General features: G+C 72.4%; 22 protein-coding genes. 12 read left to right on the top strand and 10 right to left on the bottom strand.

Going from position 1 to position 22,612, the window contains the following annotated elements; all coding sequences use genetic code 11:
- Nucleotides 1-979 (bottom strand): GH25 family lysozyme (locus GMA12_RS04535; protein ID WP_370830218.1); only part of this gene is annotated, 979 nt, incomplete at its 3' end.
- Between the two features lie 223 nt (nucleotides 980-1,202).
- Here GMA12_RS04535 and GMA12_RS04530 point away from each other — a divergent pair.
- Nucleotides 1,203-1,835, top strand: coding sequence for an arsenate reductase/protein-tyrosine-phosphatase family protein (locus GMA12_RS04530; protein WP_156267643.1), 633 nt, complete (start codon nucleotides 1,203-1,205; stop codon nucleotides 1,833-1,835).
- A 16-nt stretch (nucleotides 1,836-1,851) separates the two neighbouring features.
- Here the strand turns inward: GMA12_RS04530 and cls are convergent, their stop codons facing one another.
- A complete protein-coding gene (gene cls / locus GMA12_RS04525) occupies nucleotides 1,852-3,315 on the bottom strand; it encodes a cardiolipin synthase (protein ID WP_156267641.1) in 1,464 nt (487 codons plus the stop codon).
- Nucleotides 3,316-3,355: 40 nt separating this feature from the next.
- On the bottom strand, nucleotides 3,356-3,757 hold the full coding sequence (locus GMA12_RS04520) for a hypothetical protein (RefSeq protein WP_156267639.1): 402 nt from the start codon (nucleotides 3,755-3,757) through the stop codon (nucleotides 3,356-3,358).
- Between the two features lie 305 nt (nucleotides 3,758-4,062).
- On the opposite strand from GMA12_RS04520, the gene GMA12_RS04515 reads away from it, so the two are divergent.
- From GMA12_RS04515 to GMA12_RS04500, 4 genes are read left to right on the top strand one after another with little or no spacing between them, the layout of a single operon-like run.
- On the top strand, nucleotides 4,063-5,619 hold the full coding sequence (locus tag GMA12_RS04515) for a S8 family peptidase (RefSeq protein ID WP_156267637.1): 1,557 nt from the start codon (nucleotides 4,063-4,065) through the stop codon (nucleotides 5,617-5,619).
- Complete coding sequence (locus tag GMA12_RS04510) at nucleotides 5,616-6,104, top strand: hypothetical protein (protein ID WP_156267635.1); 489 nt, start codon at nucleotides 5,616-5,618, stop codon at nucleotides 6,102-6,104. The genes GMA12_RS04515 and GMA12_RS04510 overlap by 4 nt, the downstream gene beginning before the upstream one ends.
- Nucleotides 6,105-6,109: 5 nt before the next feature.
- A complete protein-coding gene (locus GMA12_RS04505) occupies nucleotides 6,110-7,285 on the top strand; it encodes a M14 family metallopeptidase (protein WP_156267633.1) in 1,176 nt (391 codons plus the stop codon).
- Nucleotides 7,282-8,154, top strand: coding sequence for an NmrA family NAD(P)-binding protein (locus GMA12_RS04500; RefSeq protein ID WP_156267631.1), 873 nt, complete (start codon nucleotides 7,282-7,284; stop codon nucleotides 8,152-8,154). The genes GMA12_RS04505 and GMA12_RS04500 overlap by 4 nt, the downstream gene beginning before the upstream one ends.
- Nucleotides 8,155-8,273: 119 nt before the next feature.
- On the opposite strand, the gene GMA12_RS04495 is transcribed toward GMA12_RS04500, so the two are convergent.
- The 3 genes from GMA12_RS04495 to GMA12_RS18515 all read right to left on the bottom strand — a co-directional run bounded on the left by GMA12_RS04495 (nucleotide 8,274) and on the right by GMA12_RS18515 (nucleotide 11,336).
- The gene (locus tag GMA12_RS04495; RefSeq protein ID WP_156267629.1) at nucleotides 8,274-9,221 is read right to left on the bottom strand and encodes a phosphotransferase family protein; all 948 of its coding nucleotides are present in this window, start codon (nucleotides 9,219-9,221) and stop codon (nucleotides 8,274-8,276) included.
- Nucleotides 9,222-9,342: 121 nt separating this feature from the next.
- Nucleotides 9,343-10,002 carry a response regulator gene (locus GMA12_RS18520; protein ID WP_162459475.1) on the bottom strand — a complete coding sequence of 220 codons (660 nt, stop codon included), beginning with the start codon at nucleotides 10,000-10,002 and terminating at the stop codon, nucleotides 9,343-9,345.
- A complete protein-coding gene (locus tag GMA12_RS18515) occupies nucleotides 9,999-11,336 on the bottom strand; it encodes a sensor histidine kinase (RefSeq protein ID WP_206064638.1) in 1,338 nt (445 codons plus the stop codon). The genes GMA12_RS18520 and GMA12_RS18515 overlap by 4 nt, the downstream gene beginning before the upstream one ends.
- 206 nt (nucleotides 11,337-11,542) lie before the next feature.
- On the opposite strand from GMA12_RS18515, the gene GMA12_RS04480 reads away from it, so the two are divergent.
- A complete protein-coding gene (locus tag GMA12_RS04480; protein ID WP_156267627.1) occupies nucleotides 11,543-12,175 on the top strand; it encodes a ClpP family protease in 633 nt (210 codons plus the stop codon).
- Nucleotides 12,172-12,774, top strand: coding sequence for a ClpP family protease (locus GMA12_RS04475; protein ID WP_062736601.1), 603 nt, complete (start codon nucleotides 12,172-12,174; stop codon nucleotides 12,772-12,774). Before GMA12_RS04480 ends, GMA12_RS04475 begins: the two co-directional genes overlap by 4 nt.
- 45 nt (nucleotides 12,775-12,819) lie before the next feature.
- Here the strand turns inward: GMA12_RS04475 and GMA12_RS04470 are convergent, their stop codons facing one another.
- The gene (locus GMA12_RS04470) at nucleotides 12,820-13,200 is read right to left on the bottom strand and encodes a helix-turn-helix domain-containing protein (RefSeq protein ID WP_240898604.1); all 381 of its coding nucleotides are present in this window, start codon (nucleotides 13,198-13,200) and stop codon (nucleotides 12,820-12,822) included.
- A gap of 103 nt (nucleotides 13,201-13,303) precedes the next feature.
- On the opposite strand from GMA12_RS04470, the gene GMA12_RS04465 reads away from it, so the two are divergent.
- The 5 genes from GMA12_RS04465 (at nucleotide 13,304) to GMA12_RS04445 (ending at nucleotide 17,710) form a co-directional block, all read left to right on the top strand.
- Nucleotides 13,304-14,989, top strand: a complete 1,686-nt coding sequence (locus tag GMA12_RS04465; protein ID WP_156267625.1) for a helix-turn-helix transcriptional regulator — start codon at nucleotides 13,304-13,306, stop codon at nucleotides 14,987-14,989.
- A 160-nt stretch (nucleotides 14,990-15,149) separates the two neighbouring features.
- Nucleotides 15,150-16,001 (top strand): class I SAM-dependent methyltransferase, encoded by an 852-nt coding sequence (locus GMA12_RS04460; RefSeq protein ID WP_156267623.1) that lies wholly within the window; start codon nucleotides 15,150-15,152, stop codon nucleotides 15,999-16,001.
- Between the two features lie 119 nt (nucleotides 16,002-16,120).
- Nucleotides 16,121-16,414 (top strand): ArsR/SmtB family transcription factor, encoded by a 294-nt coding sequence (locus GMA12_RS04455; RefSeq protein ID WP_062736602.1) that lies wholly within the window; start codon nucleotides 16,121-16,123, stop codon nucleotides 16,412-16,414.
- Nucleotides 16,411-16,806: a VOC family protein gene (locus GMA12_RS04450; RefSeq protein WP_156267621.1), complete on the top strand. Its 396-nt coding sequence runs from the start codon at nucleotides 16,411-16,413 to the stop codon at nucleotides 16,804-16,806. Before GMA12_RS04455 ends, GMA12_RS04450 begins: the two co-directional genes overlap by 4 nt.
- Before the next feature lie 424 nt (nucleotides 16,807-17,230).
- Nucleotides 17,231-17,710, top strand: coding sequence for a hypothetical protein (locus GMA12_RS04445; RefSeq protein WP_156267619.1), 480 nt, complete (start codon nucleotides 17,231-17,233; stop codon nucleotides 17,708-17,710).
- Nucleotides 17,711-18,173: 463 nt separating this feature from the next.
- On the opposite strand, the gene GMA12_RS04440 is transcribed toward GMA12_RS04445, so the two are convergent.
- From GMA12_RS04440 to gmd, 3 genes are read right to left on the bottom strand one after another with little or no spacing between them, the layout of a single operon-like run.
- Nucleotides 18,174-19,817 (bottom strand): tyrosine-protein kinase domain-containing protein, encoded by a 1,644-nt coding sequence (locus GMA12_RS04440; RefSeq protein WP_156267617.1) that lies wholly within the window; start codon nucleotides 19,815-19,817, stop codon nucleotides 18,174-18,176.
- A gap of 44 nt (nucleotides 19,818-19,861) precedes the next feature.
- A complete protein-coding gene (locus GMA12_RS04435; protein ID WP_156267615.1) occupies nucleotides 19,862-20,866 on the bottom strand; it encodes a GDP-L-fucose synthase family protein in 1,005 nt (334 codons plus the stop codon).
- Between the two features lie 26 nt (nucleotides 20,867-20,892).
- Nucleotides 20,893-21,924, bottom strand: coding sequence for a GDP-mannose 4,6-dehydratase (gmd, locus tag GMA12_RS04430; RefSeq protein WP_156267612.1), 1,032 nt, complete (start codon nucleotides 21,922-21,924; stop codon nucleotides 20,893-20,895).
- Between the last annotated feature and the right edge of the window lie 688 nt (nucleotides 21,925-22,612).

Here is a 22,612-nt window from a genome sequence, read left to right as displayed (position 1 = left end):
CGATGTGCATGGGGTGGTCGTTGAAGGCGCTGGAGTTGCCCGTGCAGTCCCGCCACCAGTAGTAGTTCGTGTAGATCGCCGGCAGCCGGCCGGTGCGGGCCTTGTACCGGTTGGAGAAGTCCCGGATCCAGCTGACCATCTCGGACGGGGAGAAGCCGTAGCAGGCGTTGCCGTAGAGCGAGGGGTACGGGTTGTTCTCGATGTCCAGCAGGCCCGGCAGGGTCCGGCCGTCGGCGGACCACCCGCCGCCGTTGGCGAGGAAGTAGTCGGCCTGCTTCGCGCCCGAGGAGTCCCGGGTGGGGAGCGCGAAGTGGTACCCGCCGCGGTACATCCCCACGGCGCCGGCGCCGTCGTACTGCTGCCGGAACAGCCGGTTGGTGATGCTGTCCCCCTCGGAGGACTTCACGTAGGCGTAGCGGGAGCCCTGGTTCCACAGGCTCGTCCAGTTCAGGGAGGTCTGCCAGTTGGAGACGTCCGTGCCCTCGATCCCGGACGGCGCCCAGGACGCGGCGGCGCCCAGGGCGCCGGCCGACGCGGCCCCGGCGACGGCCTCCTCGTCGGTCGGGCCGGACGCATCGGACGGGCCGGATGCCTCGGAGGGATCGGACGCCTCGGAGGCCCCGGATCCGCCCTCGAGCTCCGCGGCGGTGCGGGCGGAGTTCGCGGCCAGCTGCTCGAAGTGCGTCGGGGACTTGGCCCACTGGCCCATCACGGCGCCGCCGGAGAGGCTGCCCGCGGTGGGCCGGGTGCCGGCCAGCGCCGGGTCGGGGAGCACGCTCTCCCCGGTGGTTCCGTCGACCAGGGTCGAGACGATCTCGCCGTCGGACTCCACGACCTTGGAGACCAGGTTGCCCTGCTGCTCGGCCGAGAGGGTGGTGGGGGCGGCGTCTTCCGTGGCCGCCGTGGGTGTCAGTGTGGTGATGGCCAGCACCGCCGCCGTGAGGGCAGCGGGCAGCGTCAGTCGGGGGGGTGCTTTCACGCTGGGACGCCTAACTCGCATGGATCGTTTGGGGGAACGACTCGTGCAAGGCCATGGGGATGGGGGGAAGATCCTCTGGAGCCACGTCGAGTATAAAGGCGCGTTTACATAAATAATCAATAACGGTGCGACGTGTTACACACATTCCGCCGAGTGCGCGTCGGAGCATCGCGCCTGGTGCCGCCGGATACGATGAACCGGACTCGACCCCCGGAGGAGAACCATGCCCCCCACGCGCATCCTGACGGTCTGCACGGGCAACGTCTGCCGCTCGCCCATGGCGGCGGTGGAGCTCGACCACGGTCTCAACGCCGTCTCCCCGGGCGGCTTCGCGGTGACCAGCGCCGGGATGCACGCGCTGGTGGACCAGGGCTTCGAGGAGCGGGTGGGCCGGCTGGCCCACGACCGCGGCCTGGACGCCGCCGCCGCCCACCGGGCCCGGCAGGTCACCCCGGAGGTCCTGCGGGACGTGGACCTGGTGCTGGTCATGGCCCGGGAGCACACCCAGCCGGTGCTCCAGCAGTCGCCGCGGCTGCTCAAGAAGGTCTTCACCCTCCGGGAGTTCGCCCGGATCCTCCTGTACCTCTCCACCGACCCGGAGCTCGACGCCGCCGTCCCGGCCGACCGCGCGGAGCGCTGGGCGTGGCTGGTGCAGCAGGCGCCGCGGCTGCGCCAGCGCGTGCCGGTGCGCCACCCCGAGCGCAACGACGTGATCGACCCCTATCGCCAGGAGGACGCGGTGCTCGAGCAGATGGCGGAGGAGCTCTTCGAGGCCACCGACGCCGTGATCGCGTGGGAGCGGCGCTACGCGCAGCGCCGCGCGGCGAGCGGCACCGCGAGCAGCTCCGCCGGCTGAGCCGCGGCGGCCCGGTTCACATCAGGGCGGAGACCAGCCGGCACACGTTGTCGAGGTAGCGGTGGTGCCAGGGCTGGCCCCGCCACTCCTCCAGGGTCAGCTCCCGGCTGATCGCCCGGTAGTGCGCGTCGTTGGCCTGCAGCCGGGCCACCAGGTCCCCGCCGAAGGCCAGCAGCATCACCTCGTAGTCCAGGGCGAAGGACCGGAAGTCCATGTTGGAGGACCCGATCATGGCCACGGTGTCGTCGACGGTCAGGTACTTGGCGTGGAGCACCGCCGGGGCGGGGTAGAGGTGGATGTGCACCCCGGCCTCCAGCAGGGCGCGGTAGTAGGAGCGCTGGGCGTGGCCGACGAGGAACTGGTCGGCCTCCGCGCCCACGAAGAGGTCGATCCGCACGCCGCGGTAGGCGGCGGTGGTGATGGCCGACAGCAGCGACTCGTCGGGCACGAAGTACGGGCTGGTGAGCGCCACCGTCTCGGTGGCCTGGTGCACCAGCGCGGTGAAGACCCGCAGGTTCGGCTCGGAGGGGAACCCCGGCCCCGAGGGGATGAGCTGCATCGCGTGGGCCGGCCCGCCGGGCACCAGGGACGGGGCGTCCACGACGTGCTGGGCGGGCGTCAGGTTATGCCCGGTCTCCAGGTACCAGTCCGTGGCGAAGACCGCCTCGACCGCCCGCACGATCTCCCCGCGCACCTGGAGGGTCAGGTCGTTCCACCGTCGGCCCGCGCGGGCGTTGCGGGCGCTGCCGTAGGCCGGGTCGATCATGTTGTGCGAGCCGAGGAAGGCCACCTCGCCGTCGACGACCAGCAGCTTGCGGTGGTTGCGCAGGTCCGGGCGCCGCCACCGGCCGCGCAGCGGGGCGATCGGCATCATCAGGTGCCAGTCGATGCCCGCGTCCGTGAGCCGACGGCGGAAGGCCCGCCAGCCCGGGTACTTCCGTGACCCGAGGTGGTCCATGAGCAGCCGCACCCGCACGCCGCGGCGCACGGCCTGGGCCAGGGCGGTGAAGAACGGGTCGGTGGTTTCGTCCCAGGCCATGATGTAGAACTCCACGTGCACGTAGGTCCGCGCGCCCGCGACGGCCTCGGCCATGGCGGCGTAGGTCTGCGGCGCGTCGCCGAGCAGGCCCTCGTCGGTCCCGGTGACGCACGGCATCCCGGTGAGCCGGCGGGTCATCCGCAGCACGGACGCCAGCTCGTCGGACGGATCCGCCCCCGGCGGCACCGTGGGGCGGTGCCCGGTGTGCTCGGCCAGCAGCCGGTTGACCCGGGTCTGCACCTCGTGCCGGCGCCCGCGCACGTACGGGCTGCCGATCAGCCAGTACAGCGGGAAGCCGACGACCGGCACGAAGAGGATCAGCAGCAGCCACGCCGAGGACGAGGAGGGCCGGCGGTTCTCCGGCACCGTGCCGACGGCCACCAGCTTGAGCCCGTACTCCAGGACCACCAGCGCCACGGCCGTCAGCTGAGCCCACCCCATGGAACGCGCCTTTCCCGCAACGCCGGGTGCGTTGCTGCTGTCATGCAGTCTCGCGTGCGCCGACCCGGGGCACCAGCGGGCCGGCCGGGAAGACGTGCTGCTCCAGCACGGTCGCCTGCTCGATCTCGAACTGCCCGGCGCTGAGCAGGCCGCGGTCCCGCAGCTCGACCAGCAGGGCCAGCCGCTGGGCCTGCTGCGGGCCCACCGGCCGGGCGGGGGACCCCTCACCCCACCGGAGGACCTGCGTGCCCGGAGACCGGGGCGGCCGGCGGGCCAGGTAGACCAGCGCCCCCACCAGCGGCACCAGCACGACCAGCGCCCAGGCCGCCGCCCGCACGCCGCGCAGGTCTCCCCGCCCGTGGATGTCGGTCAGGGCGAGGCCCCACAGCAGGCAGATCGGGGTGGCGGCCACCACCCACCCGAAGACGCTCCAGACATCCATGCGCGTTCCGTCCTTCCGCACCGCCCTGCTGGGTGGTCAGGGCCACCGACAGGCTCTCGTGGGCCCGGGCCCCGTGGCCTCACCCCGGCAGGGTGAAACCGGCCTCGCCCCGCCCCGGCCGCGCGCTGCAGGGCGCGGCAGAGCCGCCCGGCGAACTGTGACGACGCCCCAGGTGCGGCCGTGGCCCCGGAGTGGTTAGGTGTGTGCCACGACGACGACGCACGCGCGGCGTCGGCGGCGGGGCGGACACGACCGGCGCCGCCGGTGCCGCACGGCCCGACGGCCGGCATCCCGGGAGGAGCGCAGTGGAACGGAGCTACTACCAGCGCGGACGGCTGAGGACCGTGGAGCAGATCGAGGACGTCGCCCCCGTGCAGTCCTCGGCCGCGGGAGTCCGGTGGGAGGCGCTGGGCCCGGAGGTCGACGCCGCCGCCCTGGAGATGCCGTCGGACTCCCTCGAGGCGTTCCACCGGGCGGGCTGGGTCTTCGTGCGCCCCACGCCCAGCACGGCCCGTCTCGTCGCGGAGCCGCGGGCGGACGGGACGGCCCCGCCGGCCGGAATCCTGGTCCGACGCCAGGACGGACGCTACGGGATCGTCACGCGCCGCCTGGTGGTGCAGCTGCAGCAGGAGATCCCCGAGGAGGACGCCGCCGCCGTCCTGGCGGAGCTGGACCTCGACGAGGTCGGACGGCTGCGCTTCGCCCCGAACCTCTTCGAGGTGGACGCCACGGCCTATCCGGACGCCCTCGACGCCTCCGTGGCCCTGCACGACGACCCCCGGGTCAGCCTCGCCGAGCCCAGCTTCCAGGAGCACGTCCCGGGACGCGCCGCACCGGCCGACCCCCGCTACCGGGAGCAGTGGCAGTGGTCGAACACCGGCCAGACCGGGGGCACGCCCGGCGCCGACGTCGCCGCCGAGGCCTCCTGGGACCGCACCCGCGGGGCCGGGGTCCGGGTGGCCGTGATCGACAACGGCTTCCTGGCCACGCACGAGGACCTGCGGGACGGGGTGGTGGGCACCTCCGGGTACTTCACCGCCGCCGGCCCGGAGCCCGGTGGGAGGCCACGGTTCGTGCCCGGCACGGCCGGCATGCCGTCCGGGGACCACGGGACGTTCTGCGCCGGGATGGTCGGCGCCCGGCAGGGCAACGACCGGGGCGGTTCCGGAGCCGCCCCCGAGTGCGGGCTCGTGCTGCTGGCGTGCCTGCCCGACCAGGTCGGCGACCAGACGACCCTGGCGCGGGCGGTGGCCTGCGCCGCGGACCCGTCGTCGGAGGTCCCCGGGGCCGATCCGGCGTCCGGGGCCGACATCCTGGTCTGCAGCCTGGGCCCCAACGACGCCGCGTGGGAGCTGGCCACCGTGCTGGACCTGGCGCTGGCCTCCGCCGCGCGCGGGGGCCGCGGCGGAGCCGGTATGGCGGTCTTCTGGGCGGCCAGCAACGGGGAGAACGTCGACGTGCTCGAGGACGAGGTGGTCTCCCACCCGGACGTGATCGCCGTGGTGCGCTCCACCCACGACGACCTCGAGGACCACGCGGCCCGGGGCCCGGAGGTCGAGCTGATCGCGCCGGGCGTCGACGTGCTGAGCACCGGCGGCGACGGCGGCTACCACGTGGCCACCGGCACGAGCTTCGCGGCCCCGTGCGCGGCGGGCTGCGCCGCCCTGGCGCTCGCGGTCAACCCGGGACTCACCGGGGCGCAGCTGCGGGCGGTCCTGCGGGAGTCCGCGGAGAAGATCGGCGGCGTTCCCTACGACGACGCCGGGCACGACGACGACTACGGCTACGGGCGGGTCAGCGCCGCGGCCGCCGTGCAGGCGGCCGAGGCCCTGCTCCGCGCGCCGGTGAGGGAGATGTCATGAGCGAGGACGTTCCGACCGAAGACGTCATGGGCGGCGGGGCCCCGCTGCCCCCGCTGATCCACGTGGAGGTCCACGGGACCGAGCTGGGCGATCTGCGGGACTTCGCCCGGGAGACCGGCGCGGACCTGGGCTGCCGGGCCACCCCGCGGCAGGAGGCCGAGGGCTGGGTGGTGGACGCCTACCTGCCGGAGGACCGGCTCGAGGCCGCCCGCGGTGCCCGCTCCGGCGCCCGGGTGCGCCTGGAGGTCCGGGAGAACGCCACCGCCGTGGGTCGCGAGCGCCAGGCCGAGGTCGGCACCGGCAACCGGTTCCTCGCCGGTGACACGGCGGCGGGCGAGGCGGCCCGCGGCCGGGCGGCATCGGGTGGAGCGGCACCGGAGGGAGCCGCACCGGGGAAAGCCACAGGCGGTGAGGCCGGTCGCGGCGCGGCCACCGTTCCCGGCACGCAGCTGGCCCCCGTGCGGGGCCTGGGGGAGAAGCGCTGATCGCCATGAGCTACCTCAACGTCGACGAGATCGAGACCGCCCTGCAGTCCCTGGCCGCCGAGTACCCCGAGCTCACGGAGCTCATCGAGCTGCCGCACCGCACCCACGAGGGCCGCCGCGTCCGGTGCCTGCGGATCGGAACCGATCCGCAGCACCCCGGGGTGCTGCTGCTGCTGGGCGGTGTGCACGCCCGGGAGTGGGTGCCGCCGGACGCGCTCGTGTCCCTGGCCGCGGACCTGTTGGAGGCCGCCACCCGCGGCACGGGCCTGGTGTACGGGGACCACCAGGTGCCCGCCGACCGGGTGCAGCAGGTGCTGGAAGGCACCACCCTCTACGTCGTCGCGTGCGTGAATCCGGACGGGCGCCACCACAGCCAGACCGTCGAGCCCATGTGGCGCAAGAACCGGCGCCCGCACCCGGCCGGCGGCATCTGCACCGGGGTGGACGTCAACCGCAACTTCGACTTCCTCTGGGAGCACACGGCGAAGTTCCATCCCGACGCGGACGTGGCCACCTCCGCCGACTCGTGCGATCCCCGCCAGGTCTACCGGGGACCCGCGGCCGCCTCGGAGCCGGAGACCCGCAACGTGGTGCACCTGCTGGACACCTACCCGGGGATCCGCTGGCACGTGGACGTGCACAGCTTCGTGCCGGTGATCCTGCACAACTGGGGCAGCGACGAGCACCAGAGCACGGATCCGGAGCAGAACTTCCGCAATTCCGCCTTCGACGCACTGCGCGGGGTCCCCGGCGACACCGCCTACCGCGAGTACCTCCCCACCGCCGACCTCGAGGCGGAGCTGGCGCTCGGGGCGCGGATGAGCGAGGCGATCCGGCAGGTGCGCGGGGACGAGTACCCGGTGGTGCCGGCCTTCGGCGGGCTCTATCCCACCTCCGGGGCCAGCGACGACTACGCCTACAGCCGGCACTTCAGCGATCCGTCCCGGACGCGGGTGCTGGGCTTCACGATCGAGTACGCCCACAGCTTCCAGCCGCCCTGGGCCGAGGCGGAGCACGTCATCCGGGAGGTGTCCGCGGGCCTGCTGGCGCTCGCCGCTGCCGTGGCCGACCCGGCCGATCCCGAGGCCCGCAGTGCCGAGGGCCAGGGTGCCGAGGACCGCGGTGCCGAGGACCGCGGTGCCGAGGACCGCGCGGCCGCCGGACGGGAGGGCCCGGCATGAGCATCGTGGTCACCACGCCCACCGGGCACGTCGGCTCCCGGGTGGTGCAGCTGCTGCTCCAGGCCGGGGTCCGGCCCACGCTCCTGGTCCGGGACGCCGCCCGGCTGGAGCCCGCGGCGCGGGAGCGCTGCACGGTGGTGGAGGGGGACCAGGACGACGTGGAGGCGGTGCTCCGGGCCACGGCACGCGCCGAGACCCTGTACTGGGTGAACCCGCCGAGCCTCGACGACGACCCGGTGGCCGGCCACGCCCGCTTCGGCGCGGTGGCCGCGGCCGCGGTGGCCGAGAACGCCGTGCCACGGGTGGTGTTCCAGAGCAGCGTGGGCGCCGAGGCCCGGGAGGGGTTCGGGGACATCGACGGCCTGGCCCGCACCGAGGAGCTGCTCGACGCCACGGGCGCCTCCGTCACCCACCTGCGCTGCGGGTACTTCTTCACCAACCTGCTGCTGGACCTCGAGTCCGTGCGCGCCGGGGTGCTGAGCACCACCTTGCCGGTGGACCACCGGATGCCGTGGGTGGACCCGCGGGACATCGGGGAGGTCGCCGCCGCCCGGCTGCTGGCCGGCGGCTGGACCGGGCGGCACACCCAGGGCGTGCACGGCCCCGAGGAGCTCTCCTTCGCCGAGGTCGCCCGGATCGTGGGCGCGGCGCTCGGCCGGCCGGTGGCCGCCCAGCAGGTGGCCGAGTCCGAGGTCGCCGAGGCGCTGCGGGGCCTCGGCCTCACCGACGCGCAGGTGGAGGGGGTGCTGGGCATGTCCCGCGGGCAGCGCGGCTTCGTCCCCGAGAACCCCCGGGACGTCCTCACGACGACGCCGACCCGGCTCGGCGCCTGGGCCTGGTCGGTGCTGCGCCCGGCCCTGGAGCAGTGACCCGGTGTTGGGGCAATGACCCGGTCCGGTGCCCGGGGGCCCGGCCGGGCCGGTCCACCGGCCGGCCACCGCCGCTGATCGAGACCCGGCCGCCGCCGGGCCGCGGGACGATGGCCGGTTCAGTCCAGCGGGGCGCGGCAGCGGTCGAAGGTCTCCCGGGCCACCGACCAGGTGGTCTTGCCGACCTCGAAGTGGTCGGTGAGCATGTACACCCCGACCCAGCGCTGATAGGTCCACACCCGGTCCAGGAACCCGAGGTCCTTCGGCCCGGTGTAGCGCTCGTAGACCGCGCGGACGAAGGCCTCGCCGTACTCGTGCAGCTCGGCGAAGTCCACGGCCGGGTCCCCGAGGCACATGTCGCTGAAGTCGATGACCCCCAGCCGGCCGGCGGCCTCGTCCCAGAGCAGGTGCCGGCTGTAGACGTCGTTGTGGATGAACACCGCCGGCAGATCGGCGGCCAGCAGCTCGTCGACGTCGGCGAGGATGTCCTCCACCTCGGCCAGCTCACCGGGAGTCAGCACGGCCGACAGATGCGCCGCGACCCCCTCGCGGATCTCTCGCTGGTCCTCGGCCAGGAAGGACGGCGGCACCCGCTCCAGCGGAGTTCCGGCGATCGGGGCGGTGTGCAGGACGGAGAGGAACCCCGCCAGCTGCCCGATGAGGGTCTCCCGCTGCGCCGCGGGCAAGGCGGCCCACAGCTGCGGGGTCAGCATCCCGCCCGGCACGATCGGATAGCCGGCGAACGAGCCATCGGGCGCCACCCGGTCGTAGCGCGGGATCCGCACCGGCAGCGGGCCGGCGCGGCCGTCGCCGGCCCGATCGTCGGAACGGCCGACGGCACTGTCGGCGGAGGGCTCGCCGGAGCGTGCGGCGAGCAGACCGGCGAGGTGGTCGAGGACCTCGATCTCCAGGCCCAGCCGGTCCGTGTAGGGCGACTCGACCGGGAAGCGGAACACCCGGGCGTCGTCGAGGAGGACCACGACGTGGTCCCAGCCCTCCGTGATGCGCCGGGCCTGCGACCAGCGCAGGTCCGGGAAGGCGGCGGCGATCCGGTCCAGCTCGTCCATGGCAGTCCTTCCGTGCGGGATCGGCGGGCGGCACCGGCCGTGCGGGCGGTGGTGCGGGTCCGCGGTGCCGGGGTGATGATGGTCGGGTCGGTGGGGCTGGGTCGGGATCGGTCGGGCGGGGTCAGCTGCCGGGGGCGACGAGCCCGGTCTCGTAGGCGATGACCACCAGCTGGGCGCGGTCCCGGGCGCCGAGCTTGTGCAGCAGCCGGGAGACGTAGGTGCGAGCCGTGGCGGGGGAGAGGAACAGGGCCTGGGCGATCTCGGCGTTGGACAGCCCCCGGCCGACCTGCTGCAGCACCTCCCGTTCCCGCTCGCTCAGCCGGTCCAGGGGCGTCGCGTCCAGGACCGCGGCCGGCCGGGCGGCGATGCTGCTGAGCACGGTGCGGGTCACCGACGGGGCGAGCAGGGCCTCCCCGCCCGCGACCACCCGGATCGCCCGGCGCAGATCGGCCGGCGAGATGTCCTTGAGCAGGTACCCGGCAGCCCCGGAGCGGATCGCCTCGAAGATGTGCTCGTCCTCGTCGAAGGTCGTCAGCACCACCACGGCGACGTCGTGCAGCGCCGGATCGGCCACGATCACCCGGGTCGCCTCCAGCCCGTCCAGCTCCGGCATCCGGATGTCCATGAGCACCACGTCCGGGTGCAGCTCGCGCACCCGCGCCACCCCGGTCCGGCCGGTGGCGGCCTCCCCGACGACCGCGATGTCGCCGTCGTGCTCGGCCAGGGCGCGCAGCCCGGTCCGCACCAGCACCTGGTCGTCCACGACCACCACCCGGATCACGGGTGCAGCCTCGCCGGCAGGGCGGCCCGGACCACGAACCCGCCGTCCTCCCCAGGACCGGCCGTGAGCGTGCCGCCGAGCAGGCCCACGCGCTCGGCCATCCCGGCCAGCCCCCGCCCGCCCGCGGTGAGCGCCGCGTCCGGATCGGTGATCCTGTCCGGGGCCGCGTCGGGACTCCGATCCGCACGGGCACCCGGACCTGCGCTCGCGCCCCGAGCCGTGCCCTGACCGGTGCTCGCACCGGAGCCCGGACCCGCGCCCGGACCGACGACGGCCGTCGGAAAGAGAGCGGCGCCGCGGCCGTCGTCGGCGACCGTCACGTGCAGCGTCCCGTCCCGGAGCCGCAGCGCCACGGTGGCGTGCTCGGCCCCGGCGTGGCGCAGGACGTTGGTGAGCGACTCCTGGACCACCCGGTAGGCGGCCGCCTCGACCGCGGCGTCCAGCCGGCCGGGCTCGACGTCGAGCTCCGTGCTCACCTGCACCCCTGCCTCCTGGGCCCGGCGCACCAGGTCCGGCAGCCCGGCCAGGCCGCCGGCGGACCGGTCGGCCGGGGCCGCGGTGGGGGAGCGCAGCAGCTTCACGGTGCCGCGCAGCTCCTGCAGCGTGGCGGAGGCGGCCGCACGGATCTGCTCCACGGCGCCGGCGGCGGCGCCGTCGTCGCGCCCGATGGCCTCGGCGGCCACGTTGCTGTGCACGGCGATCACGGCCAGGCTGTGGCCCACGGTGTCGTGCAGGTCCCGGGCGATGCCCACCCGCTCGGCCTGCAGGCGGCGCTCGGCCTCCCGGCGTTCGGCTGCGGCGGTCAGGGCGCGCAGGTGCTCCTCGTGGGCGCGCAGGTCGCGCCGCGAGCGCACCCCGACGCCCAGGGCGATGGCGGCGGCCACCAGGGCGACGTCGGTCAGCAGGTCGTAGCTGAGCAGATAGGCGACGGGCAGGCCCTCGTCCACCCGGAAGAACGCCGCCACGGACACCAGCACCACCCCGGCCAGCACCGCCGCGCGAGTGCGGTCCTGCTCCGCGGCGGAGAAGAGGGCGGCCACCGCGGGCAGGGCGATGCCGATCGGCGGGAGCTGGAACACGTAGTAGCCGAAGATGCCGAGCACGGTCAGGGCCAGCACCAGCCGGGGCGCCTTCCGCCGGGCCAGGAGCAGGGCGCCGAACCCGGCCGCGAACAGGTACGCCAGCGGGCCGGCGCGGCCGGTGCCCTCCAGGTCCGCGGCGACCACCACGGCCACGACCGCGCCCATCGCCGCGGCGAGCACGCCGTCCACCAGCCGGGGATCGGCGGTCCCGGCCGGCCGGTCCCCGGCGCAGGCGAGCGCGGTGCTGGGCATGCTCCCAGGGTAGCCACGGGACCGGTTGCCGGGGTCCGCCGGGAGGCGACATCCCGTGTCATCGGCAGACGATCGGCAGTCGATCCGCCCGGCGACCCGCCGGGCGGGACGGCCACCGGAACCGCTCCCAGCGGAGCCGCTCAGGGCAGAGCCGCGCACAGCAGAAACGGGTTCCGCCCCGCACGGGGCGGGTCCACGCTGGGGCCATGAACACCTCCACCGCACCACCCAGAACCCCGATCGACGACGAACTGGCCTCCCGGCTGCTGGAGCAGCGCATCATCGTGCTGGGCGCCGAGCTGGACCAGGCCACCGGCAACCGGCTGTGCACCCAGCTGCTGCTGCTCTCCGCCCAGGACCCGCGCCGGGACATCAGCCTGTGGATCAACTCCCCGGGCGGCTCCGTCCCGGCGATGCTCGCGATCATGGACGTCATGCGGATCATCCCCAACGACGTCTCCACCCTCGCCATGGGGCTGGCCTGCAGCGCCGGGCAGTTCCTGCTCTCGGCCGGCACCCCGGGCAAGCGCTACGCCCTGCCGCACGCGCGGATCCTGCTGCACCAGGGCTCGGCCGGGATCGGCGGCACCGCCGGGGACATCGCCATCCAGGCCGAGGACCTGCGCCACACCCGGGACACCGTGCTGGGGCTCATCGCCGAGCACACCGGCCAGCCGGTCGAGCGGATCACGGCCGATTCCCAGCGCGACCGCTGGTTCACCGCCGAGCAGGCCCGCGCCTACGGGTTCGTGGACCGGGTCATCGCCGGGCTCGACGACGTCCGGCCCCGCGCCGCCGCGTCTCCCGCGACGCCCGCCGCTGCGGGGGTGGGGTCATGAGCACCTACACCGTGCCCTACGTCGTCGAGCGCACCCCCAACGGGGAGCGCAGCATGGACGTCTTCAGCCGGCTGCTGGCCGAGCGGATCGTCTACCTCGGCACCGAGATCGACGACGGCGTCGCCAATGTCCTGATCGCCCAGCTGCTGTACCTCGACTCCTACGGCTCCGACCAGCCGATCGGCTTCTACATCAACTCCCCGGGCGGCTCCACCACCGCGATGCTCGCTGTCTACGACGCCATCCAGTACGTGGGCGCCCCCGTGGAGACCACCTGCGTGGGCCAGGCCGCCTCGGCGGCCGCGGTGCTGCTGGCCGCCGGCGCCCCGGGGCGGCGCTCGGTGCTGCCGCACGCCCGCGTGGTGCTGCACCAGCCCGCCGCCCAGGGCCAGGGCACCATCCCGGACCTCATCCTCGAGGCCGAGGAGATCGCCCGCACCCGCGCGCAGCTGGAGCAGGTCCTGGCCCGGCACACCGGGCGCACCCCGAAGCAGATCCGCGAGGACACCGACCGGGACCTCGTGCTCACCGCCGAGGAGGCCGTGGCCTACGGGGTGGCCGACCGGGTCGTGACCCCGCGGGAAGTCCGGGCCCGGTGAACCGGGTCAGTGGTGCCGCGTCAGCGGTGCCGCGGGGACGGCCGCTCAGACGGCCAGGGCCACGGGACCGGCCAGGCAGACCGGCCCGCCCGGCGCTACCCGGGCGGCCGGGGCCGCGTCCCGCAGCACCCCGGTGGTCCCGGCCGTGAGATCGAGCAGGTTCAGCCCCAGCGCCCCGACCACCGCGGCGATGATCTCCGAGGACGGGTCCTTCACCCCGCGCTCGATCTCCGAGAGGTACTGCGTGGACACCCCGGAGGTGCGCGCCACCTGCGCCAGCGTCAGCCCCTGCGCCAGGCGGTGGCGGCGCAGGAACATCCCGAGCACGGACCGCCACAGCGGGTCCACGGGCGCTCGCGGCGCCGTCCGCTCCCGGGGTGCGGGCGCCGGGAGATAGGCCGGTGTGGGCTCGGTCACGTTGCTCATGGATCCATGCTAGGTCCGTCCCGGCGCCGGCGGGCGGGTCCTCTGCTGTGAGCGGATCACCCCGCGCCTGTCCACGCACCGGGCGCGGTGGGATACTGCTGTCATGGAGTCGCCGCACGTGGGCGGACTGATCCAGGAGGGGGCGGAGGCGCTCGAGCAGGCCGACTGGCCCGGCGCGCGCCGGGTCTTCGAGCGCGTCCTGGACGGCAACGGCTCCGCCGAGCACGCGGTGGCCGCCGAGGGCCTGGGCCTGGCCCTGTGGTTCGAGGGCCGGATCGCGGAGGGCATCGAGTGGCGCGAGCGCGCCGTGGCGGGCTATGCCGCCCAGCACCGGTGCCACGACGCCGCCCGAGTGGCGGCCTGGGTGTCCGACCAGCACCTCATCGCGGGCCGGCCGTCCGCGGCCCGGGGCTGGCTCGCCCGGGCCGAGAGGGTCCTCGAGGACGTCCCCACCGGCGTGGGGCACGGCTGGGTGGCCATCGGGCGGGCGCAGCAGGCCGAGGCCGTCGAGGAGCAGGCCGAGCAGGCCGCCCGCGCGCTGCGCATCGGCCGCGAGACGGGGGCGGAGGACCTCGAGATCCTCGCGCTGAGCCTGCTCGGCAAGGCGGAGCTGACCGCCGGGCACCGGGAGCCGGGCCTGCGGCTGCTCGAGGAGGCCATGGTCGCGGCCACGGCGGGCCGGATCCGCAACGTCCACACCCTGGGGGAGACCTACTGCACCCTGGTCGGGGCCTGCGCCGAGGCCGAGGAGTGGGAACGCGTCGTGGAGTGGTGCGAGCGCGTGGAGGACTTCGCCCGGACCCACCAGGCGGCGCCGCTGCTGGGGGTGTGCCGGACCGTGCACGCCGACGTGCTGGTCGCCACGGGCCATTGGGCTGAGGCCGAGGCGGCGCTGACGTCCGCCCTGGCCACCCACGCCCGCGCCATCCCGGAGCTGAGCGTCCCGGCCCGCGCCTCCCTCGCCGAGCTGCGGATCCACCAGGGCCGGCTGCGCGAGGCGGAGCAGCTGCTGTCCCGGCGGGAGGAGCACCCCGCGACCCTGCGTGCCATGGCCCTGCTGCACCTCGCCGAGGGACGGCCGCAGCTGGCGGTCTCCCTGCTCGAGCGCGGCCTGTCCGAGACGGAGGGGCACGCGGTGCGCACCGCGCAGCTGCTGGCGGCTCTCGTCGACGCCCGCCTGGCGGCCGGGGACCCCGCCGGCGCGGAAGTCGCCGTCGAGCAGCTCGAGCGGATCGCCGAGGAGTCCGGGATGCGGCTCGGGGCGGCGCGCGCCGATCTGGCGGCGGCCCGGCTCGGACTGACCACCGGTCACCGCGCCGCCGCGGCCGAGTCCGCCCGGCGGGCCCTGCGCGCCTTCGGCGTCCTGGCGATGCCGCTGGACGTCGGGCTCGCCCGGCTCGAGCTGGCCCGCGCGGTGCGGGACGACTCGCCCGAGCTGGCCCGGGAGGAGGTGCTGGCCGCCCAGGCCACCTTCCGCGAGCTCGGGGCCTCCCGGGAGCTGGACGCCGCGGGCCGGCTCCTGCGCGAGCTCGGGGGCGGCACAGCACCCCGGTCGCGGAGCGCCGGGGAGCTGACCTCCCGGGAGCACGAGGTGCTGGACCTCGTCGCCCTCGGGATGTCCAACGCGCGGATCGCCCGGGTGCTGGGGATCAGCCAGAAGACCGCCGGGCACCACGTGAGCCGGATCCTGATGAAGCTCGGGGTGCACAACCGCGCGGAGGCGGCCGCACACACGGTGGCCACCGGCCGGGACGGAGGCCGGGGAACAGGGTCAGGGGCGGCGGGATAGGGGCGGGGTATAGGGACCGGGGATAGGGACCGGATAGGGCGTTCTCCCGATGTTCGGCCCCACCGGTCGGCGGATGCTGGATGGCGTGACACACCTTCAGCGCACACCAGCAGCAGGCCTCGACCCGAGGCGCCCGTCCCACCGATCAGGAGAACCCGTCATGTCACAGACCCTCAGCACCCCCGCCCCCGGCAGCCCCACCGCGGACCAGCAGCTCAAGGCCAAGCACCGCGCCATCTGGGCCTCGGGCGACTACCCGGCCATGGTGGAGACGTTCCTGCTCCCGCTGGGCCCGCGCCTCGTCGAGGCCGCCGGCATCGGCTCCGGCCGGCGCGTGCTGGACGTCGGCGCCGGCACCGGCAACGCCTCCCTGCCCGCGGCCGCCACGGGCGCCCGCGTCACCGCCAGCGACCTCACGCCCGAACTGCTCGACGTCGGCCGCCGCCGCGCCGAGGCCGCCGGGCTCGACCTCGACTGGGTCGAGGCCGACGCCGAGAACCTTCCGTTCGCGGACGGCTCCTACGACGTGGTGATGTCCTGCATCGGCGCCATGTTCGCCCCCCACCACCAGCGCACGGCCGACGAACTGGTGCGGGTCACCCGCCCCGGCGGGACCCTCGCGCTGCTGAGCTGGACGCCCGAGGGCATGGTGGGGGAGCTCTTCCGCACCATGAAGCCCTTCGCCCCCGCCCCGCCGCCGGGCGTGCAGCCGCCGCCGCTGTGGGGCAGCGAGGAGCACCAGCGCGGGCTCTTCGGCGGGCGGGTGGACCTGGCCACGGTCCGCCGGGACGTCCTCGAGGTCACGGCGTTCGAGCGTGCTCGCGACTTCGGCGAGCACTTCAAGGCCAACTACGGCCCCACCATCGCCGCCCGGGCGAACGCCGAACGCGAGGGCCGCGCCGCGGAGTTCGACGCGGCGATCGACCGGCTCTGCGATGAGTGGAACCGGGGGACCGCCGACCGGGCGCGCTTCGAGATGGAGTACCTGGTGACCACCGGCACCCGCGCCTGACCGGCGCCGGGAACCGCAGGGCGGGGGACGCACGGCGTCCCCCGCCCTGCGTGCTGCGTTCCCCGTCATCGACCCCCGAAGTCTTGAACAGCAACTCATAGGTTGCCTATTCTGGTCGTGTGGACATCCTCTTCCAGGCGCTCGCGCACCCCGCGCGGCGGATCCTGCTCGAGGAGCTGGCCGCGCGCAACGACCAGAGCCTCTTCGAACTGACCGTGCGCCTGACCACCGGCCACGGCCTGTCCCTGACCCGCCAGGCCGTGACCAAGCACCTGGCCGTGCTGCGCGAGGCCGGCCTGGTGACCAGCACCGTCCGAGGCCGCACCACGGTGCACCACCTGGACACCACCCCGCTCACCGACCTGCGGCAGTGGCTGGACGCCCTGCCGCCCCCACCGAAGGACACGCCATGAGAATCACCACCGCCAGCATCTTCGTGGACGACCAGGCCAAGGCCCTGGACTTCTACACCACCAAGCTCGGCTTCCAGCTCAAGACCGACGTGCCGGCCGGGCCCTTCCGCTGGCTCACCGTGGTCTCGCCCGAGGTCCCGGACGGGGTGGAGCTGCTGCTGGAGCCCTCCGAGCACCCGGCCGTCCGTCCCTTCAAGGAGGCGCTGGTGGCCGACGGCATCCCGTTCAACAGCTTCGCCGTCAAGGACGTGCAGGCCGAGTACGAGCGGCTCACCGGGTTGGGGGTGCGCTTCGTGCAGGAGCCGGCGCAGATGGGCCCGGTGACCACCGCGGTGCTCGACGACACCTGCGGCAACCTCATCCAGATCGCCCAACTGAACCACCCGGAGTAGACCATCGAATGACGTGGATGTTGCGAGCAGGGAATGCGCGCGGCGCCTCTCCGGAGGAACTGACCTTGTCAACGACGGGCAAGTACGGCAGTCGCACGAGCGCCTCCGTGGAGGTGGACCGGGCAAAGAATTCGAACTGTCTCCTCTAGCGGAAGCATCGGCGTCAGGTGGCCGTAGGCGCACTCCTAGTCTGGTCTGGAATGCACCGGCGGGCGCATCTCAGGTGACCGCACGGCCTCTGCACGCCCGCTCGGCGGCTAGAGGAGTTGGCCGTACGCCCATGAATGTCGAGTCCGGATGGATTGCGGCGCAACGGCGGGAGGACCGATCAGCTGTTATTCGATCGTCATCGTCACAAAGGCCAATGCCAGTCATGGGGTTTGTAAGTTGGGGGGCGTTCGCATCCGTGACCAGGGGGAATGTCATGAAAACGTGGAAGAAGTCTGTGCTTTGTTCAGTAGCCGCCGGTGCGCTGATGGTCGGCGGGTTGTTGAGCCCGGTCAGTGCTGCCCCAAATCCACCCGGACCGGATGGGGGAACATTCGACTTCAATTGCTCCAATGGGGCGGAACTCACGGTGACCTACGAAGGGAAAATCAAGACCATTGAAAATGCCTCCGGGACGAAAACCATATCTCCCGGTACGAAGGCGACGGTCACAAACATAACGAGTGGGAAGTCCGCAACGTACACGATCACGGGCACGGGCCGTCCTGAAGCACTCGGAGAGAACACTCGTGTGAGGTTGACCGGACGCAATCTGGTTATCAGGCCGTTCCCGAACCCTGACGAGCTCTACGTTACCTCGGGGAACGTGACCTACGTGGTCGACGCAGAGGGAAACGAAGTTAAGCGATTTAGCGGCCCCGGCAACGTCATCGATGTCTGCGAGGAACTGGGCTAATTCCAACTCCTGAGACGGTCCGCCGCTATGGCGGAAGCAACGACATTGCAGTCGAACAAGCGACGCCCACAATAATGAACACACACCACACGCTCACACCATGAACCGTGAGCTCTGAGATCCGGGAGTGGGCTGAGCTACACCACTTGTCCATGCGAGAGTAACCGTGTTGGCGAATTTATCAGAACTGCTGAGCTCGGTAGCGGCTATGGACCGTGCTACGGGCAGACTATCGGACCGGCGCCGGCGTACCGTCTTTACGGTAATGATTGGAGGCCGAGTCAGGGCTATGCCATTTCCAAGGCTATGGTGCTGATGCGGCGACGGCCGAGGCAAGACCCTTTCGCATCATGGTCACTGTCCGCACCTCCGATAACCATCGGATATAGCAGGACAGAAGCGCGCTCAAAGGGCGCCCTACAAAAGCAGGGCGCCCTTTGAGTGCATTGAGTCTCGAGAAGGCTCAGTGGCCCGTGGACGTGGACCCGGAGGACGAGCCGGGCCGGCCCCAGGCCTCGATCCCGAAGGTCTCGTGCTCCGGGGAGTCCTGCTCCTTGGACTGCTCGGCCTGCGGAGCCGGGGCGGCGTCCTCGGCCGCCGGGGCCGTGGGTTCCTTCCACGGCGCCGCCGGAGCAGCAGGAGGAGCCGGAACGACCGGCTGCGCACCGGTCTGGGGCGCCGCCTGCTCGTCCGAGCTCGCGTAGTAGGACTTGCCGTAGTACCCGTAGTACCCGGCGTCCGCTCCGGTGGTGGGCACGCGGTTGAGCACCACGCCGAGCACGTGCCCGTGGACCTGGTGCAGGTTCTCCAGGGCCTTGGACAGCTCGTCCGTGGTGGTTTTCTGCGCGGTGGCCACGATGATCGCCCCGTCCGCCGAGGCGGTGAGCAGTGCGGCATCGGTGACCGGCAGCAGCGGGGGAGCGTCCACCAGGACCAGGGCGTCCTCGGCGAGGGTCTCCAGCATGGTGTGCATGGCTTTCGAGGACAGCAGCTCGGTGGGGTTCGGCGCGGTGCGGCCGGCGCCGAGCACCTGCAGGTTCGGGAACTTGTCGTAGGTCTGCAGCACCTCGTCCACCTGCACCTGACCGGTCAGCACATCCGTGACGCCCACCCCGGGCACGAGGCCGAACAGCTCGGTCATCACCGGGCGGCGGAGGTCCCCGTCCACCACGACGACGTTGCGCCCGGTCGAGGCGATGGCCACCGCCAGGTTCGCAGTGATCGAGGACTTGCCCTCACCCGGCAGGGAGGAGGTGACCACGATCACCTTGGGCGGGTTGTCCACGGAGACGAAGCTGAGGTTGGTGCGCAGCTCGCGCAGGGCCTCGGAAAACTCGTGGTGCCCGCGTCCGCCGGAGTAGCCGGTCTCGATGATCTCGCGGTGGTCGACCAGCCGCTCGTCGGTGGGAATCACGCCGAGGACCGCGACGCCGAAGCCGTCCCGGATCTCCTCGACCGACTTGATCCGGCGGTCCATCTTGAACCGGGCGAAGGCGTAGAGCAGACCCAGTCCCAGACCGCCCACGAGGCCGAGGACCAGGTTGAGCTTGAGGTTCGGCGAGGACGGGGCCAGCGGCAGCGAGGCGTTGCTCAGCGGCTGGACGGCCACGCGGTTGATCGCGTCCTCGTCGCCCTGGCTCTCGAGTTCCTGAACCTGACCCGCCAGCGCCACGACCCACGCGTTGGCCAGGTCGGCCGACTCCGTGGGGTCCTCGGCGTCGGCGGTGATGCGCAGCTCCGGGGTGTCCACCGGGACGTCCGTGGTGATGCGCGGCAGGATCTCCTCCGGCGTGGCGTCCGAACCGAGCTCCTCGATCACGGACTCAGCCACCGGCCGGGACGTGGCCAGCGACTCGTAGGAGACCGCCTTGGACTGCGCCAGGTTGTTCCCGGCCAGTGCGCTAGCCAGGTCCTGCTCACCCGTCGCCACGACGAGCCCGGACGCGGTGGCCGAGTAGATCTTCGGCTGGATGAGCGTCCAGCCCAGGGCCAGCAACGTGCACAGCAGGGTGATCAGCGTGATTGCCCGCCAGTGGGTGCGCACCAGACGCAGGAGATCCCGGGCATCGAGCGCCGGGGCTTCGCGCTCTGCGTCAAGGTGCTCCATGGTTCTCCTCGGATTCGGGTCGGGGGTCGGGGGCTGCGTGACGGTCACTGGCGGATGCCGTCCTGGTGTTGGCGGTACCAGTCGACGGTGGTGCGCAGGCCCTCTGCGAGGGGGATGCGGGCGGTCCAGCCGGCGTTGGTGAGCTTGGTGACGTCCATGAGCTTGCGCGGGGTGCCGTCGGGCTTGGTGGTGTCCCACTCGATGCGGCCCTCGTAGCCGACGGCGGCGGCCACCTGGTGGGCGAGGTCCTTGATGGTGACGTCGGTGCCGGTGCCCACGTTGACGTGCTGGTCCCCGTCGTAGTGCTCGAGCAGGTGCAGGCAGGCGTCGGCCATGTCGTCCACGTGCAGGAACTCCCGCAGCGGGGTGCCGGTGCCCCAGTTGGTGACCGACTCGGCCCCGGCGATCCGCGCTTCTTCGTAGCGGCGGATCATGGCGGGAAGCACGTGGGAGCCGGTGGGGGAGAAGTTGTCCCCGGGCCCGTAGAGGTTGGTGGGCATCGCGGAGATCCAGGGCAGCCCGTACTGGCGGCGCACCGCCTGGATCTGCAGGATCCCGGCGATCTTGGCGATCGCGTAGGCGTCGTTGGTGGGCTCCAAGTGCCCGGTGAGCAGGTACTCCTCCTTCAGCGGCTGGTCGGCCAGCTTCGGGTAGATGCACGAGGACCCCAGGAAGAGCACCCGCTCCACCCCGTGGGCCAGGGCGGCGTCGAGGACGTTGACCTGGATCCGCAGGTTCTCGGAGAGGAAGTCGACGGGGTAGGTGTTGTTGGCCAGGATCCCGCCGACCTTGGCCGCGGCGAGCACCACGTAGCGCGGCTTGGCCTCGGCGAAGAAGGCGAACACCGCCTCGCGGTCCTTCAGGTCCAGCTCGGCGGAGGTGGCCCCGATCAGGTCGGTGAAGCCTTCGGCCTGGAGCTTGCGCCAGATCGCGGAGCCGACCAGCCCGCGGTGGCCGGCCACGTAGAACGGCGCGGTGCGCTCCAGCGGGCCGGGCACGAACCCGGTGGTGGTATTGGCGGGGGCCGTGGTGGTGGGTGTCTGTGTCATGGGTGTTCTTCCTGTCGCGTTCCGCGTCACTTGGCCCAGGAGGCGAGCTGCACGGAGTCGACCCAGGCGTCGTCCTGGAGCATGGCGATGTCGGCGTCGACCATGAGCCGGGCCAGTTCGGGGGCCTTGATCGTGGCTTCCCAGCCGAGCTTGTCCTTGGCCTTGGCGGGGTCCCCGATCAGGGCGTCGACCTCGGTGGGGCGCAGGTAGCGCTCGTCGAACTCGACGTGCTCGCGCCAGTCCAGCCCGGCGTGGTCGAAGGAGAGCTCCAGGAACTCCCGCACGGTGGTCGGGGTGCCGGTGGCCAGGACGAAGTCCTCGGGCTCGTCGGCCTGCAGCATCCGCCACATGCCCTCGACGTACTCGGCGGCATAGCCCCAGTCGCGGATGGCTTGGAGGTTGCCCATGTAGAGCTTCTCCTGCTGGCCGGCCTGGATCGCTGCCACGGCCCGGGTGATCTTCCGCGTCACGAAGGTCTCCCCGCGGCGGGGGGATTCGTGGTTGAACAGGATCCCGTTGACCGCGAACATGTCGTAGGCCTCGCGGTAGTTCTTGGTGATCCAGTAGGAGTAGATCTTCGCCGCCCCGTAGGGGGAGCGGGGGTAGAACGGGGTGGTCTCCGACTGCGGCGGCGGGGTGGCCCCGTAGAGCTCGGAGGTGGAGGCCTGGTAGTAGCGGGCGTCCACATCAGCCATGCGCAGGGCTTCGAGCAGGCGGATGGTGCCCAGCCCGGTGGTGTCCCCGGTGTGCTCGGGCTCCTCGAAGGAGACCTTCACGTGGGACTGGGCGGCGAGGTTGTAGACCTCGTCCGGGCGGATCTGCGCCATCAGCGTCACCAGCCGGGAGCCGTCGGAGAGGTCGCCGTAGTGCAGGAACAGGCGCGCGTCGGACTCATGGGGGTCGGAGTAGAGGTGGTCGATCCGGTGGGTGTTGAACGTGGAGGCCCGCCGGATCAGGCCGTGGACCTCGTACCCCTTGGCGAGCAGCAGCTCCGCCAGATAGGAACCGTCCTGACCGGTGATACCCGTGATGAAGGCCTTCTTGGGGGTGGCGTGCATGATCGTCCTTCTGGGGGATGAGACGTGGGCCGTCGGGGGGACAAGTTCATGCTAGTGAATCAACGGGCAAAGTCGACGATCGATGGCAGACATGTTGCGTCAAAGATCAGACCACATCTCTTTACGAGCGCATGGCGGCGTTTACTGTGAGGTGCTCCGCGACGTACGTGGGACCGCGGCCGCGGGGCTTCGAGGGCGCGGACCGGTCGAACTCAGTGCCCGGTCACTCGCGGCAGTCCTCGGAAATCGCCGGAGCAAGTGATCGTTTTGGCCCCGGCCGAGTCGATGTCGTTGGCGAATGTGTGCTCGGTGTCCACCGCAGCCAGGACTAGGCGACCGGTGGCGAAGTATGGCGTCAACGTGCTTGGCACACGTTCTCAGGAACACAGGTTTCTCGCTGATGAACAACACGCTGACGACGATTGACATATATGGGGCTCCTTATCGGCAGGCTAGGGAGAGGCGCCGTCCGAAGTCACCTCTTTTGGCTCGTCTGGACACTGGTCCGGCCACGGTTGGCCTGTTGTCGGTTGGTCTGCGGACCGGCATGTGTACACAGCCGTGGCGCAGGTGGTGGCAGCCATGCCTCGGTTCTGTCCAATAACGAGTCCGGTCCAACTTGCCTTCACAGGGCCACTTGAGTCGTCGATCACATCACTAACGATCAAGACGGACGGTCAACCGCCAC

Origin of the sequence: Kocuria sediminis, assembly GCF_009735315.1 — a bacterium.
Taxonomy (GTDB): domain Bacteria; phylum Actinomycetota; class Actinomycetes; order Actinomycetales; family Micrococcaceae; genus Kocuria; species Kocuria turfanensis.
Note: the sequence above shows the minus strand (reverse complement) of the source record. Positions and strands in the feature narration are given on the sequence as shown.

Excerpts from the sequence above, each read along its gene's own strand:
- GMA12_RS04530 (WP_156267643.1), top strand. The coding sequence starts at position 1,203 with ATGCCCCCCACGCGCATCCTGACGGTCTGCACGGGCAACGTCTGCCGC.
- cls (WP_156267641.1), bottom strand. The coding sequence starts at position 3,315 with ATGGGGTGGGCTCAGCTGACGGCCGTGGCGCTGGTGGTCCTGGAGTAC.
- GMA12_RS04520 (WP_156267639.1), bottom strand. The coding sequence starts at position 3,757 with ATGGATGTCTGGAGCGTCTTCGGGTGGGTGGTGGCCGCCACCCCGATC.
- GMA12_RS04510 (WP_156267635.1), top strand. The coding sequence starts at position 5,616 with ATGAGCGAGGACGTTCCGACCGAAGACGTCATGGGCGGCGGGGCCCCG.
- GMA12_RS04505 (WP_156267633.1), top strand. The coding sequence starts at position 6,110 with ATGAGCTACCTCAACGTCGACGAGATCGAGACCGCCCTGCAGTCCCTG.
- GMA12_RS04500 (WP_156267631.1), top strand. The coding sequence starts at position 7,282 with ATGAGCATCGTGGTCACCACGCCCACCGGGCACGTCGGCTCCCGGGTG.
- GMA12_RS04495 (WP_156267629.1), bottom strand. The coding sequence starts at position 9,221 with ATGGACGAGCTGGACCGGATCGCCGCCGCCTTCCCGGACCTGCGCTGG.
- GMA12_RS18515 (WP_206064638.1), bottom strand. The coding sequence starts at position 11,336 with ATGCCCAGCACCGCGCTCGCCTGCGCCGGGGACCGGCCGGCCGGGACC.
- GMA12_RS04480 (WP_156267627.1), top strand. The coding sequence starts at position 11,543 with ATGAACACCTCCACCGCACCACCCAGAACCCCGATCGACGACGAACTG.
- GMA12_RS04475 (WP_062736601.1), top strand. The coding sequence starts at position 12,172 with ATGAGCACCTACACCGTGCCCTACGTCGTCGAGCGCACCCCCAACGGG.
- GMA12_RS04470 (WP_240898604.1), bottom strand. The coding sequence starts at position 13,200 with ATGAGCAACGTGACCGAGCCCACACCGGCCTATCTCCCGGCGCCCGCA.
- GMA12_RS04465 (WP_156267625.1), top strand. The coding sequence starts at position 13,304 with ATGGAGTCGCCGCACGTGGGCGGACTGATCCAGGAGGGGGCGGAGGCG.
- GMA12_RS04460 (WP_156267623.1), top strand. The coding sequence starts at position 15,150 with ATGTCACAGACCCTCAGCACCCCCGCCCCCGGCAGCCCCACCGCGGAC.
- GMA12_RS04450 (WP_156267621.1), top strand. The coding sequence starts at position 16,411 with ATGAGAATCACCACCGCCAGCATCTTCGTGGACGACCAGGCCAAGGCC.
- GMA12_RS04445 (WP_156267619.1), top strand. The coding sequence starts at position 17,231 with ATGAAAACGTGGAAGAAGTCTGTGCTTTGTTCAGTAGCCGCCGGTGCG.
- GMA12_RS04440 (WP_156267617.1), bottom strand. The coding sequence starts at position 19,817 with ATGGAGCACCTTGACGCAGAGCGCGAAGCCCCGGCGCTCGATGCCCGG.
- GMA12_RS04435 (WP_156267615.1), bottom strand. The coding sequence starts at position 20,866 with ATGACACAGACACCCACCACCACGGCCCCCGCCAATACCACCACCGGG.
- gmd (WP_156267612.1), bottom strand. The coding sequence starts at position 21,924 with ATGCACGCCACCCCCAAGAAGGCCTTCATCACGGGTATCACCGGTCAG.